The sequence below is a fragment of the Streptomyces fragilis genome (assembly GCF_003112515.1).
Classification (GTDB): domain Bacteria; phylum Actinomycetota; class Actinomycetes; order Streptomycetales; family Streptomycetaceae; genus Streptomyces; species Streptomyces fragilis.
This window is the reverse complement of sequence record NZ_BEVZ01000001.1, coordinates 51,160-69,572: the sequence shown is the minus strand read 5'-3', so window position 1 is coordinate 69,572 and position 18,413 is coordinate 51,160. Positions and strand designations below refer to the sequence as shown.

Genomic DNA, 18,413 nt, shown 5'->3' with positions numbered 1-18,413 from the left:
GAACCTCCGGCTCCGCGCCTGAAGGGCGCCCTGACGGGCAGAGTGAATTCTCGTCAATCTCCGGTTGACCTCGGTAGCCTGCCGGAGGGTCCAGGGTGGGTCTGTACAGATCAGGAGCGGTTCTGACGGTCCGTCAGCAGCCCGTAAAATAAGACAACTTCACGGGTGTGCTGCTGTTCGAACGGGGTGCCGCCGCTAGGCTCAGGCCTCGCGCGCCCCGCGACCGGCCCGGGTGGTGGAATGCAGACACGGCGAGCTTAAACCTCGCTGCCCCTCGGGGGCGTACCGGTTCGAGTCCGGTTCCGGGCACATCATTCTCGCCACGCGGCCCGGCAGGGTCCGTGGCCGAGCAGGCCGAGAAAGAACCCACGCACCGCACAGCACCGCGACGGCCCCCGGGCGCCCACCACGAGGTGGGCGCCCGGGGGCCGTCGCGTTCCCGCGTCGCGTTTCCGGGTGGTGTCCCGAGGGGCCGTTCCGTCCGGATTCGTGCCGCTTCGGACGGGCGGAAAAAAGCAAGCGCTTAGAAAAATGCGGCCGGTGTCACACCCCCATCGCGGTGACCGCGCGGGTACGGACCGGTAACTTCCCAGGAAGTCCGACCTATCCGCCGCGTACGCCTCTGGAGCCCTGATGCCCGAAGCCGTGATCGTCTCAGCCGCCCGTTCCCCCATCGGCCGCGCCTTCAAGGGCTCCCTCAAGGACCTGCGCCCGGACGACATCGCGTCCACCATCATCCAGGCCGCCCTCGCCAAGGTCCCCGAGCTCGACCCGCGCGACATCGACGACCTGATGCTCGGTGTCGGCCTCCCCGGCGGCGAGCAGGGCAACAACCTCGGCCGCATCGTCGCCGTCGAGATGGGCATGGACTTCCTGCCGGGCTGCACCGTCACCCGGTACTGCTCCTCCTCCCTGCAGACCAGCCGCATGGCCCTGCACGCCATCAAGGCCGGCGAGGGCGACGTCTTCATCTCCGCGGGCGTCGAGATGGTCTCCCGCTTCGTCAAGGGGAACTCCGACAGCCTCCCGGACACGCACAACCCGCTGTTCGCGGACGCCGAGGCGCGCACCGCCGAGGTCGCCCAGCAGGAGGGCACCACCTGGCACGACCCGCGCGAGGACGGTCTGCTCCCCGACCCCTACATCGCGATGGGCCAGACCGCCGAGAACCTGGCCCGCCTGAAGGGCGTCAGCCGCCAGGAGATGGACGAGTTCGGCGTCCGCTCGCAGAACCTCGCCGAGAAGGCCATCAAGGACGGCTTCTGGGAGCGTGAGATCACCCCGGTGACGCTGCCCGACGGCACCGTCGTCTCCCAGGACGACGGCCCGCGCGCCGGCGTCACCCTGGAGGGCGTGCAGGGCCTCAAGCCGGTCTTCCGCCCCGACGGCCTGGTCACCGCGGCCAACTGCTGCCCGCTCAACGACGGCGCCGCCGCCCTGGTGATCATGTCCGACACCAAGGCCCGCGAGCTCGGCCTGACCCCGCTGGCCCGCATCGTCTCCACCGGCGTCTCCGGCCTCTCCCCGGAGATCATGGGTCTCGGCCCGGTCGAGGCGTCCCGCCAGGCGCTGAAGCGGGCCGGCCTGTCCGTCTCGGACGTGGACCTGTGGGAGATCAACGAGGCGTTCGCCGCCCAGGTGATCCCCTCCTACCAGGACCTCGGCATCGACCTGGACCGCCTGAACGTCAACGGCGGCGCGATCGCCGTCGGCCACCCCTTCGGCATGACCGGCGCGCGCATCACCGGCACGCTGATCAACTCCCTGCAGTGGCACGACAAGCAGTTCGGCGTGGAGACCATGTGCGTCGGCGGCGGCCAGGGCATGGCCATGGTCATCGAGCGCCTCAGCTGACCTCGGCCGGCACGGCGCGCGCTGCGCCGGCCGGAGCGCCGGCGGGAGGCGACCGACCCGCGGCGGGCCCCGCTCCCGGACGATCCGGGAGCGGGGCCCCGCTGGTTTCCGGGGCCCTGCACGGCCGGGCTTCGCGTGGTCGCGCAGGGCCGGCGCGGGGCGGAGCGCACCCCTCCGGCGGTCTCTCCAGGGCCTCTCCGGGACCTCTCCACCCCTGTGCGGCAGTCTCCGGGACGAGGTTCTTCACAGGACCGGTGCCGTCCCGTGACCCAACCTCCGCCAGGATGTGACCTATCTCCCTCGGGCCACGATCGCGGCCGAGAACGCGCAGGTCAGCCGCACCGCGGACACCGATGCGCCCCCGCTGTGCGCCCGATTCGCGGTGGTTCGCACTGACATCCGGGCCGTTCAGGCGTCAAGCTCGGTAGGGGAACTCGATGTAGGAAAGTCGGGGTCGACTCGTACGGGGGTGCGCCGGTCGTCGTCCGGCGCGTTTGTCCGTGGGAACCGGGAGTACGTCAGTGAGCGCCATGCAGACCGCCCTGCTGGTCATCTCCGCCGCCGCCTGTGTCGTGGGGGCCGCGGTCCTCGTCGCCCTGCGGCGGCTGCGCGGGGAGTTCGCCGCGCTGCGCGCCGAGTTGGAGAGCGCGGTGCCGGACGGGTCCGCCGCCGGGCGTGACGGTACGGCGCCGCGGATCCCCGCCGCGCGGGCCGCCGCCGATACCGAGGACATACGCGCGGCCGTCGCCGAGGCGCTGGCCGAGGAGCGGGAGCGGGAACTGGCCGAGGCGCGGGCCTTCTGGGCCGCGCAGGAGGCGCGTGACGCGTCCGAGGCGCGGTCCCTGCTGGGGCTGCCGCCGGACGGCGAGTTCTTCCTGCCGCACCCGGCCGACTTCGCCGGGCTCGAGCTGGACGCGGAGGGCGGCGAGGGCGAGTCCGCCGAACTGGCCGCCGCGCGGCGCCGTCACCCCTCCCACCCCGACTTCACCCCGCTCGGCGCGCAGTCGCCGGCCGTCGCCGACGACGAGCAGACGCTGGCCCGGCTGGAGGAGCTGGCCCAGGCGGAGACGCCGCTGGCCGACGTGCGGCCCGGGCCGATGGGGACGCTCGACGTCTACGAGTTCGCCGACGGGACGACGCTGTGCGTCACGCCCGGACACCGGGAGACCGCGGAGCGGCTCGCCACCGCGATAGACCAGGGTGACGCGCCGTCGCTGCTCGGCGGCTCCGGGATCTCCGGCGGCTACGTCCTCACGTTCACCTGCGGACCCACCGACAACGTCTGCGTCCTCGCCGACCGGGTCATAGCCTCCCTCTGACCGCGCCGTAGCCTCCCCCGGGCCACGTCACGGCTTCCTGCCGCGCAGGGACGGGTCGACGCGCAGGGACGGTTCGACGCGCAGGCGGCGCCCCGTGGGGCGCGGACGCGGCGTGGACGAGAGCGTCGCGGGAACCGTCGCACCCCTCGCGGACGAGGGGTCGGGACGACGACGGTTCCCGCGCCGGACGCGGACCGGGTCAGGACCGGGCATCGCGCACACCGGCCCGGGGCGGGGAGCCGCTCCCACCCCCACCGGCACGCACCACCCTGCCGGACCCGTGTTAACCCCATGCTGCGCGCACGTGACACGCGGGTACCACTTGCCGCGACGGCACCCGCGCGGCCCCGCACCGCGGGCTCACGCCCGGCCGGCGCTCCCGCCCGGCCGGCGTTTCCGCCGGGTCAGCGCTCCCCGCCCCTGGCGAGGAACGACAGCAGGTCCTGCCGGCTGACGACACCCGTCGGCTTGCCGTCCACCAGCACGATCGCCGCGTCCGCGGAACCCAGCACCGCCATCAGGTCCTCCACCGGCTCGCCCGACCCCACCTGCGGCAGCGGCGCCGACATGTGCCGCTCCAGCGGGTCGCCGAGGTCCGCGCGCTTGGTGAACAGCGCGTCCAGCAGCTCCTTCTCGACGACCGAGCCGATCACCTCCGCCGCCATCACGTCCGGGTGACCCGCGCCCGGCTTGACGATCGGCATCTGCGACACGCCGTACTCGCGCAGCACCTCGATGGCCTGGCCGACCGTCTCGTCGGGGTGCATGTGCACCAGCGACGGCATGCCGTGGTCCTTGTCGTCCAGCACGTCGGAGACCCGCGCGCTCGGGCCCGCGTCCTCCAGGAAGCCGTAGTCGGCCATCCACTCGTCGTTGAAGATCTTGCTCATGTATCCGCGGCCGCTGTCCGGCAGCAGCACCACGACGACGTCGTCCGGGCCGAGCCCCTTCGCGACCTCCAGGGCCGCCACCACGGCCATGCCGCAGGAGCCGCCCACCAGCAGGCCCTCCTCCTTGGCGAGGCGGCGGGTCATCTGGAAGGAGTCACGGTCGGAGACGGCGACGATCCCGTCGGCCACCTTCCGGTCGTAGGCGCTGGGCCAGAAGTCCTCGCCCACGCCCTCGACCAGGTACGGACGGCCGGAGCCGCCGGAGTACACGGAACCCTCCGGGTCCGCGCCGATCACCTTGACCCGGCCCTCGCTCGCGTCCTTCAGGTAGCGGCCGGTACCGGAGATCGTGCCGCCGGTGCCCACGCCCGCGACGAAATGGGTGATCCTCCCCTCCGTCTGCTCCCACAGCTCGGGGCCGGTGGAGTGGTAGTGGGAGAGCGGGTTGTTCGGGTTGGAGTACTGGTCCGGCTTCCAGGCGCCCGGGATCTCACGGACCAGGCGGTCGGAGACGTTGTAGTAGGAGTCCGGGTGCTCGGGGTCGACGGCGGTCGGGCAGACCACGACCTCCGCGCCGTACGCGCGCAGCACGTTGATCTTGTCCGTGCTGACCTTGTCCGGGCAGACGAAGACGCACTTGTAGCCCTTCTGCTGCGCCACGATGGCCAGGCCCACGCCGGTGTTGCCGCTGGTCGGCTCGACGATGGTGCCGCCCGGCTTCAGGTCGCCGCTCTGCTCCGCGGCCTCGATCATCCGCAGGGCGATGCGGTCCTTCACGGACCCGCCGGGGTTGAAGTACTCGACCTTGGCGAGGACCGTGGCCTCAATGCCCTCGGTCACCCTGTTGAGCCTCACCAGCGGCGTGTTGCCGACGAGGCTGATCATCGAGTCGTGGAATCGCACCGTTGTCTCCGGTCGCTCAGGTCTTGATTCGGTGACCACCAGCCTACGGGCCTGACACAGGGTCGCCGACTCGTCACGATCGCGATTGGCCGACCACCTCCACGGGGCAAGCAAGGAGTACGGGACCGCGCGGGTGCGCAGGTGACGAGGAGGTGGCGGCGAAGGATGTGGAGTACGTCGAAGGCACGCGTGGCCCGGCGGATCGCGGCCGGCGCCGCGTACGGCGGGGGCGGCATCGGCCTGGCGGGCGCCGCCGCCGCGGGGCTGCTGCTGGCCGAGATGCATCTGGCCCGGCGCACGGTGACGACCAACGGGTACGACCCGCACGTCCCCAGCGCCGACGGCCTCTACGGAGTCGGCTACGCCGTCCCGGGCCGCGCACCGCTGCGGCTGGTGATGCTGGGCGACTCCACGGCCGCCGGGCAGGGCGTCCACCGCTCCGGGCAGACCCCCGGAGCGCTGCTCGCCTCGGGGCTGGCCGCGGTCGCCGAGCAGCCGGTGCGGCTGCGCGTGGTGGCCGTGCCGGGGGCGACCTCGGAGGACCTCGACCGGCAGGTGTCCGAGGCGGTCGCCGCGCACGACGGCCCGCCGGACGTGTGCGTGATCATGGTGGGCGCCAACGACGTCACCAGCCGCACGCCCGCCACCCGCTCGGTGCGCTGCCTGGCGGCCGCGGTGCGCCGGCTGCGCACCGCCGGGGCGGAGGTGGTCGTCGGCACCTGCCCGGACCTCGGCACCATCGAGCCCATCCAGCAGCCGCTGCGCTGGCTGGCGAGACGGACCTCGCGCCAGCTGGCCGCCGCCCAGACCATCGGCACCGTGGAGCAGGGCGGGCGGACCGTCTCGCTGGGAGACCTGCTGGGGCCCGAGTTCGCCGCCCATCCGCGGGAGCTGTTCGGCCCCGACGCCTACCACCCCTCGGCCGAGGGGTACCAGACGGCGGCGATGGCGGTGCTGCCCACGGTGTGCGCGGCCCTGGCGCTGTGGCCGGCCGAGGAGGAGCGTCCGGACGCCACCCGTGACGAGGGCTTCCTGCCGGTGGCCCGCGCCGCGGCGGAGGCGGCCGAGGAGGCCGGCACCGAGGTCACGGCGGCCTCGCCGGGCGGGGTACGGGGCGCGTGGGCCATGCTCAAGCGGCGCCGCCGCCGGCGGGTGAACCCCCCGACGGTCCACGAGCCCGCCTCCCGCAGCTCCATGGGGGCATAAACGAGCAGGCCGGATGCGTTGCGTCGCAGCAGAGGGGAAGGAAAGATCCTACCCAAGCAGTAGAGTCACTTTTTTGCCTGTCCATTACTCTTGAGGCCAAGGCCGCGCAGGGTGGCCATGGAGGAGTGAAATGAGGAGCAGCAACCCGGTCTTCTCGCGACGGGGGTTCAGCCGCGACAACGGCTACGCGGGCTTCAACACCGCGCCGCAGGCCGGGGGAGCAGCTGTCGGCACGCAGGGCGCCAACCCCTACGCGCAGAACCCGTACGCGCAGAACCCCTACGCCCAGGACGCCGCCCAGTACGGCGCCCCGCAGGCCCCGGTCTCCGCCGGCCGCATGACGATGGACGACGTCATCATGCGCACCGCGAGCACCCTCGGCGTGCTGATCGTCACCGCCGCCCTCTCCTGGGCGCTGCTGCCGGTCGACATGGGCAACATCAACCGGTCGTACGGCGTCGCCATCGGTGCGGCCCTCATCGGCTTCGTGCTGGCCATGGTCCAGTCGTTCAAGCGCAAGGCCTCGCCCGCGCTGATCCTGACCTACGCCGCCTTCGAGGGCGTGTTCCTCGGCGTCCTGTCGAACATCGTCGACACGCACATCGCGAGCGGCGCGGCCATGCAGGCCGTGCTCGGCACGATGGCGGTCTTCGCCGCGGTCCTGTTCGCGTACAAGATGCGCTGGATCCGGGTCAACCGCCGCTTCGCCGGCTTCGTCATGGCGGCCGCGCTCGGCTTCGTCCTGCTGATGATGGTCAACATGCTGTTCGCCGTCTTCGGCGGCGGTGACGGCCTCGGCTTCCGCAGCGGCGGCCTGGGCATCATGTTCGGCGTCATCGGCGTCCTGCTGGGCGCCTGCTTCCTCGCCCTGGACTTCAAGCAGGTCGAGGACGGCATCGCCTACGGCGCGCCCCGCGAGGAGTCGTGGATGGCCGCCTTCGGTCTGACGCTGACCCTGGTCTGGATCTACACGGAGTTCCTCCGTCTGATCGCGATCCTGAACAGCAGCGACTGACCACCCCGCGCACGCGGAAGGGCCCCGGGTCTCCCGGGGCCCTTCCGGCGTTCCGGGCGGGCGGGACGGGCGTAGTCTCGGGGTGTGGTTGATACGACGCCCCTGACCCGAGCCGTGGAACAGTTCGCCGACCGCTTGCGCGCCGCGCCGCAGAGCCGGCTGCAGCGCGGGGCGGCGGGTGAGGCCCTCGGCGTGGCCCGCGAGCTCGCGGCGCGGGCCCAGCGGCTGGAGGCGCCCGGCGCCGAGCCGCGGGAGATGCCGGACGCCGGCATGTTCGCCGTCGCCGACCAGCTGACCGTCGCCGCCCACGACCTCGCGACGGTGGCCCCGGACGAGTCCACGGTCGCCGAGGCCGCCGACCTGGTCGTCGAGGCACAGCGGCGCGCCGGCGTCTGACCGGGCGTTCCTCCGGGCCCGCCCGCGCCGAGCCCGGTGCCGGCACGCCGTGACGGTCCGCTCCCCGGGCACCCCTCCCGTCGCCGCGCCGGGCTGAATAAAGTCATGCGGAGTGACCCGCCGGGAGAGGGAGTATGCATTGAGCACCACCACCGGGAGCCCCGCCGACGCCCGGCTGAGGGCGCTCTTCGAGGGCCGGCGGCTCACCCCCACCCAGCGCCGCATCGCCCACTGCATGGTGCGCCGCGCCGCCGAGATGCCGTACCTGTCCAGCGTGGAGGTCGCGGAGCTGGCCGGCGTCAGCCAGCCGTCCGTCACCCGCTTCGCGGTGGCCCTGGGCTTCGACGGCTACCCGGCGCTCCGCCGCCGTCTGCGCGAGATGGTGCCGGCGCCGGCGGACCCGTCGCAGGGCGGGGAGCGGGCGGAGACGAACTCCTACCAGCGCGCCGTCGAGGCGGAGATCGACAACCTGCGCCGTCTGGCCGACGCGCTGGCCGACCCGGAACCGGTCCGCGAGGCGGGCCGGCTGCTGGCCGCCTCCCGCCCGCTGCCGGTCCTCGGCCTGCGGGCGGCGGCCGCGCAGGCCCACGGGTTCGCGTACTTCGCCGCCAAGGTGCACCCGGACGTCCGCCTGCTCACCGAGGGCGGTTCGATGCTCCACGACCGGATCGACGGCGCCCGCCGGGCCGGTGCGGGCGGCCTGCTCTGCTTCGCGCTGCCGCGCCACCCGAAGGAGACGGTCGAGGCGCTGGCCCACGCCCAGCAGGAGGGCCTGACCGTGGTGACCGTCGCCGACTCCGCCTTCGCGCCGGTGGCCAGGGTGTCCGACCTGCTGATCCCGGCGGCCGTGGGCACCGGTTTGGCCTTCGACACGGCGTGCGCGCCGATGCTGCTGGGCCGGGTGCTGCTCGAGGCGATGTGCGACGGCCTGCCGGAGGCGCAGGCCCGGCTCGAGGAGTTCGACGTCCGCGCCGCGTCCCGGGGGCTCTTCGCCGAGTAGCGGGGGCCGGCGCGGGGCGGCGCGCGGCGTGCGGCGTGCGGCGGCGCATGTTGATCTCGTCCGTACTGACGCCGTTCTGACAAGCCTTGACTACGATTTTCGCTCGAACGGTCCGACACAGGAGACGAGCGCGACAGCGCGGGAGGACGAGGAGGGATCGTGGCGCGCGGAGGTCAGGGACTGGCCCGGGTGGCCGTGGTCGTGAGAGCGGGAGCGGCCCCGATGTGGTGGCTCGGGGTGCTGGCGGCGGGGGCGGGATCGCTCCTGCCGGGACTGACCGGCCGGCGGATCGGCTGGTACGCGGGGGCGGTGCTGTTCCTGCTGACCGCCGCCGTGGTGGCCGTCGCCCGGCGCAAGCGGTACCGGGCGCTGGTGAAGGCCGCGGCCAGGGCCGGCCGCAACGACGTACTGCAGGACCGTGCGGTGTCGTCCCGGGTGTGGCGGCGCGGACACGGGTGGTGGCTGGTGCTCGGCTTCCTCGCCGCGGCGGCGTCCTCGTTCGCGATGCCGGCGGCCGGCGGTATGGCGCTGGCGGGCGCGGGCGTCGGCCTGTGGCTGAAGGCGGCCTGGCTGGGCCACCAGGAGCGGGCCGGCGAGGCGCTGCTGTGGGTGCGGGTGGACTGGCTGCGGCGCGGAGGCGCCCCGGCCGGGAAGACCGTCCGGGGCTACCGCGTCACGGGCGTCGCGGCGGGTGACGCGACGCCTGGTGGGGCACGCCGCCGCCGCACCCCGGTTCCGGCCTGACCGGACAACGGGTTCCCGCGGGTCCCCGGCCGGGACCGTACGCCGGAGCGCACCGGGTGCGGTCCCGGCCGGGGAGTCAGACCTCCAGGTCCGCCTCGATGCGCTTCAGCTGGTGGCGGGCCATCGCCAGGTTGGAGCGGGCGGCGTCCAGCGCCAGGTAGAGGAACAGCCCGTTCCCGCTGCGGCCCTTGATCAGCCGGATCAGGTGGTACTGGTCGGTGAGGGTGATCAGGATGTCCTCGATCTCGGACTGGATCCCGAGGTGCTCCATGGTGCGCATCTTGGCGCGCACCACGTCGGTGTTGCCGGCGGCGGCGACGTTCAGGTCGAAGTCCTTGCTGCCGCCGAGCGTGCCGAGCGCCATGCCGCTGGTGTAGTCCACCAGCGCGACGCCGGTGGCGCCCTCGATGGTCGTCAGGGCTTCCTTCAGGGCGGTCTCGGTGCTGGCCATTGCGGTGCTTCCTCTCAACGGTGGGTGGTGGGCGCGCTCGCCCCGTCGGTGCGGGGCGGGTGCGTCCGGTGCGGTACGGACGCGGGAGCCGCGGTGGCGCCGACGGCGCCGGGGGCCGCGACGGCCGCGGTGGTGGGTGCGGTGGTGGGGGAGAGGGGCGCGGGGTCCGGGGCCGGCGGAGCAGCCGTCCCCCCGTCGACGAGCTCGCCGATCCGGGCGGCGCAGCGGCGGCCCTCCAGGTGCAGCCGGCCCAGGTTCACCCCGTCCTCGGCGAGCAGGGTGAGCACGGTGGACCGGCCGGCCGCGTAGGTGGCCAGGTAGCCGGACCCGCCGCGCACCACCAGTTCGCGCGGCGTCCCGCGTCCGGTGACGTCGGCCAGCCGCAGGACCGCGGCGAGCACGTCCGCGGTCTGCGCCGCGGCCGCCTCCGTCTCCACGCCGGGGGAGTCCTCGGCCAGCACCGTGCCGTCGGCCGAGGTGGCGAGGGCGCCGGTCAGCTGGAACATCCGCGAGCGGATGCGGCGCAGTTCGCTGCGCACCTCCGTCTCCACGGCCGGCAGCTGCTTCCTCCCGGCACGGTGCCTCAGCGCGCGGATCACAGGGCCTCCAAGGCTGCCCGCAGTCGCTGGAGCAGGGTGACGTCGGGGTCGGCGAAGTGGGTGGGCGGCATCGGCGCCGGGGCGGCCGCCGGAGTCCGCTGCGGCGGGAGGGCCGGGGCGGCGGGCACGGCCGGCACCGGGGGCGCCGCCGGTACCGCGGGCACGGCCGGAATCGCGGGCGCCGTCTCGGGGGTCGGGGCGGCCGGAGTCGGCGGAGCGACCGTCACGGCGGGGGCCTGGCCCGCACGGTGCCGGCCGCCGGAGGGGCGGCGCGGCAGCGGGGTGTCCACGTCGGGGTGGTTGCGGGCCGGCTGCCCCGCCCTGTCGTCCGGCGGACGGACCGGGCGCGGGGGCACCGCCGGCGGCAGCGGCTGCACGGGCGGCACCAGCGGGGCCGGGTGCACCAGCGGGGCCGGGCGCACCGGCGGGGCAGGGCGCACCGGCGGGGCAGGGCGCACCGGCGGGGCAGGGCGTACCAGCGGGGCCGGGCGCACCGACGGTCCGGAGTCCGGACGGGTCCGGGCGGTGGGCTGCTCCAGGAACGGCGCGGGCAGCACCTGCCCGGCGAGGCCCTGCCGGGGGTACGGCGCCCGCTCGGGGTGCGCCTGCCCGGCGTGCAGCCCGTCGGCGTACGACTGCCCCGGGGACGGCGGCGGCGGTGGCGCGCACCGTTGCCCCGCGTGGGCTTGGTTACCTTGGGCCGGTTCTCGGTGGGGTTGGCCCGGGTGGGGCCGGTCCGGAGAGGTCCGGTCCCCGTGGGGCTGGGCGGGGACGGATCCGTACCGCGCCTCCGCCCCGGATACGGCCGACCGGGTGGTCTCGGGCGTCTGCCCGGGGGCGTCGTCGGGCGCGCTCCCGGAGTCCTGACCGGACCCGCCACCGGACAAGGGCGGGAGCGAGGCCGGTGGCGCGGGCCACGGAAGGAGGGGGAGGGGTGCCGCACCGGACTCCGCCGCCGGGCCGGTGGCCCCGGGCGCGGGAGGCGCCGGGCGGTGGGTGGCGGCGACCAGCCCTGCCGCCGCCAGCCGGCGCAGGTCCACCAGCGTGTGGAACGCGGGCCGGCCCAGCTCGCGCGCGATGTCGGTGGCCGTCCGCCGGCCGTCGACCAGGTCCAGGATCGCCTGCCGCCGCACGCAGACCTGGGCGGTGCGCGCCGGCCGTATCAGGCTGAGCGGGGCGGTGTCGGTGGACGGGTCCGGCCAGATGCGGTTCAGCAGCGAGCGCCGCCGCATCGTCTCCCGCTCCAGCGCCGAGACGGGCACCGGCCGCACGGCCCCCATCCAGTGCCAGGCGCCGTAGCGGAAGTGCCCCGGTGCGCTGCTCGGGGCGAGCGCGAAGTAGGCGGCGTCGAAGAGGCTGCCGAGGTGGCACAGCTCCAGCTGGCCCTGGGAGAGCACGCCCTGCGAGATCAGCGTGCGGCTCACCGGCCGCTCCGGGTCGGCCTCCGCGCCCTCGACGGCCCGCTGCCATCCGTCCGGGTCCACCGCGCCGCCGGCGGTGAGCAGCACGTCGATGCCGGGAGTGGCCGGGCTCTCGGCGTGCACCACGCGGCCCCCGGAGAGGTAGAGCGTGCCGCGCTCGCGGACCAGGACGCCGGTGGCGTGCTCGGCGGCGAGGCGGTTCAGCATCGGGGAGACGCTGCCCCAGGGGCGCTGCCGTGCGGACGAGGGGTCCCGGACCGGGAGTCTCGGCGGGGGCGTGTTCACGGGCGTCATCCGAGCACCAGCCGCCCGGCCAGGTCGCCCAGACGGATCCGGGCCAGCGCGAGGTTGCCCTCGTCGCGGTCCAGCCACAGGTGGAGGAAGACGCTGCTCTCGTAGGTGGCCCGCAGGAAGCGCAGGACGTGGTAGCTGTCCCGGTTGCTGATGATGACGTCCTCCACCGGCGGCTCGGAGCTGTCCCAGCCGGCCCCCTCGTCGGGGGTGAAGGCGCCGTGCTCGGCGGCGAGGCGGGCGAGTTCGGCGGCCTCCGCGGCGGCGGTGTCGTGGTCCTCGCCGCCGGGTGGGTCGCCGACCGTGCCGAGCGGCAGTCCGCTGGTCCAGTCGACCAGCGCGGCGCCCCTGGCCCCGGGCAACCGCATGACTTCCAGCAGACACTCGTCGATCCCGGGCACGCGCGGCCCCCTCCACCTGGCGGTCGGCTGAACGACGGAGACGCTACGCAGGGGCTGTGGGGATGAGTGAGCGTTCTGGCATTTTGCAGCGGAACATGCGACAACCCCACTATCGTGGGTCAACTGCCCCGCTGTTGCCCCACCTTGCCCCCATTCCTCCCGCCCGGGATCGCGGGTGATCGTACGGGCGCCGCCCCCTGCCCCCGCCGCACCGTCGCGCCGCCTTGGCCCAGCTGGGCGCAGGGCCTCACGTCCGCACCGGACAGCTCGCTCCGCGGGACACACGCCCTTGCGGGAGGGGGGCGGCGCTGTTGACTGGAGCTATTCACGCGGACAGGATGTGAATAGAGGTCAAGCAATCGCGCCCAGGAGGCCACCGGCATGCCAGGTCCCCGCCCCGTCCGCTCCCCCCGCGGCACCGAACTCACCACCGCCGGCTGGCAGCAGGAAGCCGCCCTGCGGATGCTGCAGAACAACCTCGACCCCGAGGTCGCCGAGCACCCCGACCGCCTGGTCGTCTACGGCGGCACCGGCAAGGCCGCCCGCGACTGGCGCTCCTTCGACGCCATGGTCCGCACCCTCCGCACGCTGAAGCAGGACGAGACGATGCTCGTCCAGTCCGGCCGCCCCGTCGGCGTGATGCAGACCCACGAATGGGCGCCCCGCGTCCTGATCGCCAACTCCAACCTCGTCGGCGACTGGGCCAACTGGGAGGAGTTCCGCCGCCTGGAGGCCCTCGGCCTGACCATGTACGGGCAGATGACCGCCGGCTCGTGGATCTACATCGGCACCCAGGGCATCCTGCAGGGCACCTACGAGACCTTCGCCGCCGTCGCCGCCAAGCGCTTCGGCGGCACGCTGGCCGGCACCATCACCCTCACCGCCGGTCTCGGCGGCATGGGCGGCGCCCAGCCCCTCGCGGTCACCATGAACGAGGGCGTCGCGATCTGCGTGGACTGCGACCCCCGCGCCATCGAGCGCCGCATCGAGCACCGTTACCTCGACGTCCGCGCCGACTCCCTCGACCACGCGCTGCACCTGGCCGTGGAGGCACGCGACGCCCGCCGTCCGCTGTCCATCGGGGTGCTCGGCAACGCCGCCGAGGTGCTGCCGAAGCTGCTCGCCATGGGCGCGCCGGTCGACGTCGTCACCGACCAGACCTCGGCCCACGACCCGCTGAGCTACCTGCCCGTCGGCGTCGCGTTCGACGAGATGGCGGACGCGGCGGCCAAGGACCCGGCCGGCTTCACCGCCCGCGCCCGTGAGTCGATGGCCCGCCACGTGGAGGCGATGGTCGGTTTCCAGGACGCCGGCGCGGAGGTCTTCGACTACGGCAACTCCATTCGCGGCGAGGCGCAACTCGCGGGCTACGACCGGGCGTTCGCCTTCCCCGGCTTCGTGCCCGCGTACATCCGTCCGCTGTTCTGCGAGGGCAAGGGCCCCTTCCGCTGGGCGGCCCTCTCCGGCGACCCGGCGGACATCGCGGCCACCGACCGCGCCGTCCTCGACCTGTTCCCGGAGAACGAGTCGCTCGCCCGCTGGATCAAGCTGGCCGGTGAGCGGGTGAAGTTCCAGGGCCTGCCCGCCCGCATCTGCTGGCTCGGCTACGGCGAGCGCGACAAGGCCGGCGAGCGGTTCAACGACATGGTGGCGAGCGGCGAGCTGAAGGCGCCGGTGGTCATCGGCCGCGACCACCTCGACTGCGGCTCGGTGGCCTCCCCCTACCGGGAGACCGAGGCGATGCTCGACGGCTCCGACGCCATCGCCGACTGGCCGCTGCTCAACGCCATGGTCAACGTGGCCTCCGGCGCGTCCTGGGTGTCGCTGCACCACGGCGGCGGCGTCGGCATGGGCCGCTCGATCCACGCCGGCCAGGTCACCGTCGCCGACGGAACGCCGCTGGCCGGGGAGAAGATCCGCCGGGTCCTCACCAACGACCCCGGCATGGGCGTCATCCGCCACGTCGACGCCGGCTACGACATCGCCGAGACGGTGGCCGGCGAGCGCGGGGTCCGCGTCCCCATGCGCGAGGGCGAAGGCGGGGGCGAGGGCGCGTGAGCGTGCCGGAGGAGCCCGCCGCTCCCAAGGGCGCGTCGTTCCACGAGATGTGGCGGGACCTGGCCGGCATCGGCCGGGACCGCTCCTGCGGCGGGTACCGCCGGTTCGCCTGGACGGCGGCCGACGGCGACTGCCGGGCCTGGTTCCGTGAACAGGCCGAGGCCCGCGGCCTGTCCGTGGAGACCGACCGCAACGGCAACCAGTGGGCGTGGCTGGGCGACCCGTCGGCCGGCGACGCCGTGGTGACCGGATCCCACCTGGACTCCGTGCCGGACGGCGGCGCCTTCGACGGCCCGCTGGGCGTGGTGTCCGCCTTCGCCGCGCTCGACGAACTGCGCGCCAGGGGCACCCGCTTCGGCCGCCCCCTCGCGGTGGTCAACTTCGGCGACGAGGAGGGCGCCCGGTTCGGCCTGGCCTGCGTCGGCTCCCGCCTCACCGCCGGGCTGCTCACCCGCGAACAGGCGCACCGGCTCACCGACGCCGACGGCGTCACCCTGCCCCGCGCCATGGAGGCCGCCGGGCACGACCCGGACGCCATCGGCGCGGACCCCGAACGCCTCGGCCGCGTCGGCGCGTTCGTGGAACTGCACATCGAGCAGGGGCGCGCCCTGGACCTGACCGGCGACCCGGTGGGCGTGGCGAGCGCCGTCTGGCCGCACGGCCGCTGGCGGTTCGACTTCCACGGCGAGGCCAATCACGCCGGAACCACCCGCCTCGCCGACCGCCGCGACCCGATGCTGCCCTACGCCGAGACCGTCCTCGCCGCCCGCCGCGAGGCGGTGCGCGCGGGCGCCGTCGCGACCTTCGGCAAGGTCGCCGTCGACCCCAACGGGGTGAACGCCGTGCCCTCCCTGGTGCGCGGCTGGCTGGACTCCCGCGCCGCCGCGCAGGACGCCCTGGACGACGTGGTCGGTGCCGTGGAGCGGGCCGCCCGCGCCGCCGCCGAGGAGCACGGCGTCCGGCTGGAGGTGGCCCGCGAGTCGTTCACCGGCGAGACCCGCTTCGACCACGCGCTGCGCGACCGCCTCGCCGCCCTGCTCGGCGGCGAGCGCGGGCCCGCCCCCGTGCTGGGCACCGGCGCCGGACACGACGCCGGGATCCTCGCCGGGAGCATCCCCACCGCCATGCTGTTCGTGCGCAACCCCACCGGCGTCTCCCACTCCCCGGCCGAGCGGGCCACCGAGGACGACTGCGTCGCGGGGGTGCGCGCCCTCGCCGACGCCCTGAAAGGACTGGCAAGCGCGTGACGCCCCCGAACACCGCCCGCCCCGGCTCCGGCCGCACCACCGCCTACTGGCTGGAGCACGCCCTGCTCACCGCGGACGGCCCCGTGCGCGACGGCGTCCTGGTGGAAACCGGCCCGGACGGCCGCGTCGCCGCGCTCACCGAGGACGTCGCGGCGCCGCCGCCCGGGGCGGAGCCGCTGCGCGGCCTCACCCTGCCCGGCCTGGCCAACACCCACTCGCACGCCTTCCACCGGGCGCTGCGCGGCGTCGTCCACGCCGACCGCGGCACCTTCTGGACCTGGCGCGAGGTGATGTACCAGGTCGCCGGACGGCTCGACCCGGACTCCTACCTGGCCCTCGCCCGCGCCGTCTACGCCGAGATGGCACTGGCCGGCGTCACCGCCGTCGGCGAGTTCCACTACCTGCACCACGCACCCGGCGGGGCCCGCTACGACGATCCGAACGCCATGGGCGAGGCGCTCATCGAGGCCGCCGCCCAGGCCGGCGTGCGGATCACCCTGCTGGACACCGCCTACCTGTCCGCCGGCTTCGGCGAACCCCCCACCGGGGCGCAGCTGCGCTTCAGTGACGGCGACGCCGAGGCCTGGGCCGCCCGCGCCTCGCTGCTGAAGGAACGCGACCACGTCACCCTCGGCGCGGCGATCCACTCCGTCCGCGCCGTCCCGGCAGGCCAGCTGGCCCAGGTCGCCCGCTGGGCCGAGGAGCGCGGCGCGCCGCTGCACGTCCACCTCTCCGAGCAGCCCGCGGAGAACGAGGCGTGCCTGGCCGCCCACGGCCGCACCCCGGCCGGGCTGCTCGCCGACCACGGCGTCCTGGGCCCGCGCACCACCGGCGTGCACAACACCCACCTCACCGACGAGGACATCGCCCTGATCGGCGGATCGGGTACCGGTACCTGCATGTGCCCCACCACCGAACGCGACCTCGCCGACGGCATCGGACCGGCACCCGCCCTCCAGCGGGCCGGATCGCCGCTCAGCCTCGGCTCCGACAGCCACGCCGTCATCGACCTGTTCGAGGAGGCACGCGCCCTGGAGCTGAACGAGCGGCTGCGGACCCGGGTGCGCGGCCACTGGGGCGCCGGGGCGCTGCTGCGCGCCGCCGGGGCCGACGGCCACGCCGCCCTCGGCCGCCCGGAGGCGGGCACGCTCGCGCCGGGCGCGCCGGCCGACTGGACGACCGTCGCCCTGGACACCGTCAGGACCGCGGGCCCGCCGCCCGAGCGGGGCGCGGAGACCGCGGTATTCGCCGCGACGGCCGCGGACGTGCGCCACACCGTGTGCGCGGGCCGCCACGTGGTCCGCGACGGGGCGCACACCCTGGTCCCCGAACCCGCCCGAGAACTGGCGACGGCCGTCGCCCACCTGCGCACAGGACGAGCATGAGCACCCTTCCCGGCACCCCCGCCGGCACCGCGAGCAGCACCCTGATCGACAACATCGGCCACCTGGTCACCAACGACCCCTCCCTCGGCTCCTCCCCGGACGGCTCACCGCTCGGCGTGGTCCGGGACGCGGCCGTCGTGACGGAGGGCGACCGCGTCGTGTGGACCGGTATGTCCAGGAAAGCACCCGCCACCGACAACCGGGTCGACGCCGGGGGACGCGCGATGCTGCCGGGATTCGTGGACTCCCACACGCACCTGGTCTTCGCCGGTGACCGCACCGAGGAGTTCAACGCGCGCATGTCCGGCCGGCCCTACACCGCGGGCGGCATCCGGACCACGGTCGCGGCCACCCGCGCGGCCACCGACGCCGAGCTGGAGGCCAACCTGGTGCGGCACCTGACGGAGGCGCTGCGGCAGGGCACCACCACCGTGGAGACCAAGTCGGGGTACGGGCTGACCGTCGAGGACGAGGCCCGCTCGCTGCGGATCGCCGCCCGGCACACGCGGGAGGTCACCTACCTCGGCGCGCACATCGTGGCCCCCGAGCACGCCGACGACCCGGCGGCCTACGTGGAGCTGGTCACCGGCGGAATGCTGGACGCGTGCGCCCCGCACGCCCGCTGGGTCGACGTGTTCTGCGAGCGCGGCGCCTTCGACGGCGACCAGGCCCGCGCGATCCTCACCGCGGGCCGGGAGCGCGGCCTGGTGCCGCGCGTGCACGCCAACCAGCTGGGGCACGGCCCGGGCGTCCGGCTGGCGGTCGAGCTGGACGCGGCCAGCGCCGACCACTGCACCCACCTGAGCGACGCCGACGTGGACGCGCTGGCGAGCTCCGGCGGGCGGACCGTGGCCACCCTGCTGCCCGGGGCGGAGTTCTCCACCCGGGCCGAGTGGCCCGACGCGCGGCGGCTGCTCGACGCCGGGGTGACCGTCGCCCTGTCGACGGACTGCAACCCCGGATCGTCGTACACCTCGTCCATGGGGTTCTGCGTCGCGCTCGCCGTGCGGGACATGGGCATGACCCCCGACGAGGCGGTGTGGGCGGCCACCGCGGGCGGCGCGGCGGCGCTGCGCCGCGCGGACGTCGGACGGATCACGCCCGGCGCCCGCGCGGACCTGCTGCTGCTCGACGCGCCCAGCCACGTGCACCTGGCCTACCGGCCGGGCGTCCCCCTGGTGGCGGGGGTGTGGCGGGGCGGCGTCCGCGAGGTATGAGGCCCCCGAGGCTCCC

16 protein-coding genes and 1 tRNA gene are annotated in these 18,413 nt (G+C 74.7%); 12 read left to right on the top strand and 5 right to left on the bottom strand.

Going from position 1 to position 18,413, the window contains the following annotated elements:
- The first annotated feature begins 226 nt into the window (after positions 1 to 226).
- The 3 genes from Sfr03f_RS00290 (at position 227) to Sfr03f_RS00280 (ending at position 3,173) form a co-directional block, all read left to right on the top strand.
- A tRNA-Leu gene (locus tag Sfr03f_RS00290) sits at positions 227 to 309 on the top strand.
- A 324-nt stretch (positions 310 to 633) separates the two neighbouring features.
- Complete coding sequence (locus Sfr03f_RS00285) at positions 634 to 1,854, top strand: acetyl-CoA C-acetyltransferase (protein ID WP_108951617.1); 1,221 nt, start codon at positions 634 to 636, stop codon at positions 1,852 to 1,854.
- Positions 1,855 to 2,384: 530 nt separating this feature from the next.
- Complete coding sequence (locus Sfr03f_RS00280) at positions 2,385 to 3,173, top strand: hypothetical protein (protein WP_108951616.1); 789 nt, start codon at positions 2,385 to 2,387, stop codon at positions 3,171 to 3,173.
- A gap of 404 nt (positions 3,174 to 3,577) precedes the next feature.
- On the opposite strand, the gene Sfr03f_RS00275 is transcribed toward Sfr03f_RS00280, so the two are convergent.
- On the bottom strand, positions 3,578 to 4,966 hold the full coding sequence (locus Sfr03f_RS00275; RefSeq protein ID WP_108951615.1) for a cystathionine beta-synthase: 1,389 nt from the start codon (positions 4,964 to 4,966) through the stop codon (positions 3,578 to 3,580).
- Between the two features lie 165 nt (positions 4,967 to 5,131).
- On the opposite strand from Sfr03f_RS00275, the gene Sfr03f_RS00270 reads away from it, so the two are divergent.
- The 5 genes from Sfr03f_RS00270 (at position 5,132) to Sfr03f_RS00250 (ending at position 9,327) form a co-directional block, all read left to right on the top strand.
- Entirely contained in the window at positions 5,132 to 6,172 is a 1,041-nt protein-coding gene (locus tag Sfr03f_RS00270) for an SGNH/GDSL hydrolase family protein (protein WP_108951614.1), read from the top strand.
- 130 nt (positions 6,173 to 6,302) lie between these two features.
- Complete coding sequence (locus Sfr03f_RS00265; protein WP_108951613.1) at positions 6,303 to 7,187, top strand: Bax inhibitor-1/YccA family protein; 885 nt, start codon at positions 6,303 to 6,305, stop codon at positions 7,185 to 7,187.
- Between the two features lie 84 nt (positions 7,188 to 7,271).
- Positions 7,272 to 7,583: a hypothetical protein gene (locus Sfr03f_RS00260; RefSeq protein ID WP_170145003.1), complete on the top strand. Its 312-nt coding sequence runs from the start codon at positions 7,272 to 7,274 to the stop codon at positions 7,581 to 7,583.
- 139 nt (positions 7,584 to 7,722) lie between these two features.
- Positions 7,723 to 8,583, top strand: coding sequence for a MurR/RpiR family transcriptional regulator (locus Sfr03f_RS00255; RefSeq protein ID WP_245967313.1), 861 nt, complete (start codon positions 7,723 to 7,725; stop codon positions 8,581 to 8,583).
- A gap of 159 nt (positions 8,584 to 8,742) precedes the next feature.
- Entirely contained in the window at positions 8,743 to 9,327 is a 585-nt protein-coding gene (locus Sfr03f_RS00250; protein WP_108951611.1) for a hypothetical protein, read from the top strand.
- A 76-nt stretch (positions 9,328 to 9,403) separates the two neighbouring features.
- Here Sfr03f_RS00250 and Sfr03f_RS00245 read toward each other — a convergent pair whose 3' ends face one another.
- From Sfr03f_RS00245 to Sfr03f_RS00230, 4 genes are all read right to left on the bottom strand, one after another.
- Complete coding sequence (locus tag Sfr03f_RS00245) at positions 9,404 to 9,778, bottom strand: hypothetical protein (protein ID WP_108951610.1); 375 nt, start codon at positions 9,776 to 9,778, stop codon at positions 9,404 to 9,406.
- 14 nt (positions 9,779 to 9,792) lie between these two features.
- Entirely contained in the window at positions 9,793 to 10,329 is a 537-nt protein-coding gene (locus tag Sfr03f_RS00240) for a roadblock/LC7 domain-containing protein (protein WP_372514324.1), read from the bottom strand.
- 44 nt (positions 10,330 to 10,373) lie between these two features.
- Positions 10,374 to 12,005 (bottom strand): helix-turn-helix domain-containing protein, encoded by a 1,632-nt coding sequence (locus tag Sfr03f_RS31605; RefSeq protein WP_159105503.1) that lies wholly within the window; start codon positions 12,003 to 12,005, stop codon positions 10,374 to 10,376.
- 83 nt (positions 12,006 to 12,088) lie between these two features.
- Positions 12,089 to 12,490, bottom strand: a complete 402-nt coding sequence (locus Sfr03f_RS00230; protein WP_108951607.1) for a hypothetical protein — start codon at positions 12,488 to 12,490, stop codon at positions 12,089 to 12,091.
- A gap of 381 nt (positions 12,491 to 12,871) precedes the next feature.
- Between Sfr03f_RS00230 and hutU the strand changes: the two genes are divergently transcribed.
- The 4 genes from hutU to hutI are packed head-to-tail and all read left to right on the top strand — an operon-like array spanning position 12,872 to position 18,397.
- On the top strand, positions 12,872 to 14,548 hold the full coding sequence (gene hutU / locus Sfr03f_RS00225; RefSeq protein ID WP_108951606.1) for a urocanate hydratase: 1,677 nt from the start codon (positions 12,872 to 12,874) through the stop codon (positions 14,546 to 14,548).
- Positions 14,549 to 14,595: 47 nt separating this feature from the next.
- The gene (locus tag Sfr03f_RS00220) at positions 14,596 to 15,795 is read left to right on the top strand and encodes an allantoate amidohydrolase (RefSeq protein ID WP_108951909.1); all 1,200 of its coding nucleotides are present in this window, start codon (positions 14,596 to 14,598) and stop codon (positions 15,793 to 15,795) included.
- Positions 15,792 to 17,180: a formimidoylglutamate deiminase gene (locus Sfr03f_RS00215; RefSeq protein WP_245967312.1), complete on the top strand. Its 1,389-nt coding sequence runs from the start codon at positions 15,792 to 15,794 to the stop codon at positions 17,178 to 17,180. Before Sfr03f_RS00220 ends, Sfr03f_RS00215 begins: the two co-directional genes overlap by 4 nt.
- On the top strand, positions 17,177 to 18,397 hold the full coding sequence (gene hutI / locus Sfr03f_RS00210) for an imidazolonepropionase (RefSeq protein WP_108951605.1): 1,221 nt from the start codon (positions 17,177 to 17,179) through the stop codon (positions 18,395 to 18,397). The genes Sfr03f_RS00215 and hutI overlap by 4 nt, the downstream gene beginning before the upstream one ends.
- Positions 18,398 to 18,413 lie beyond the last annotated feature (16 nt).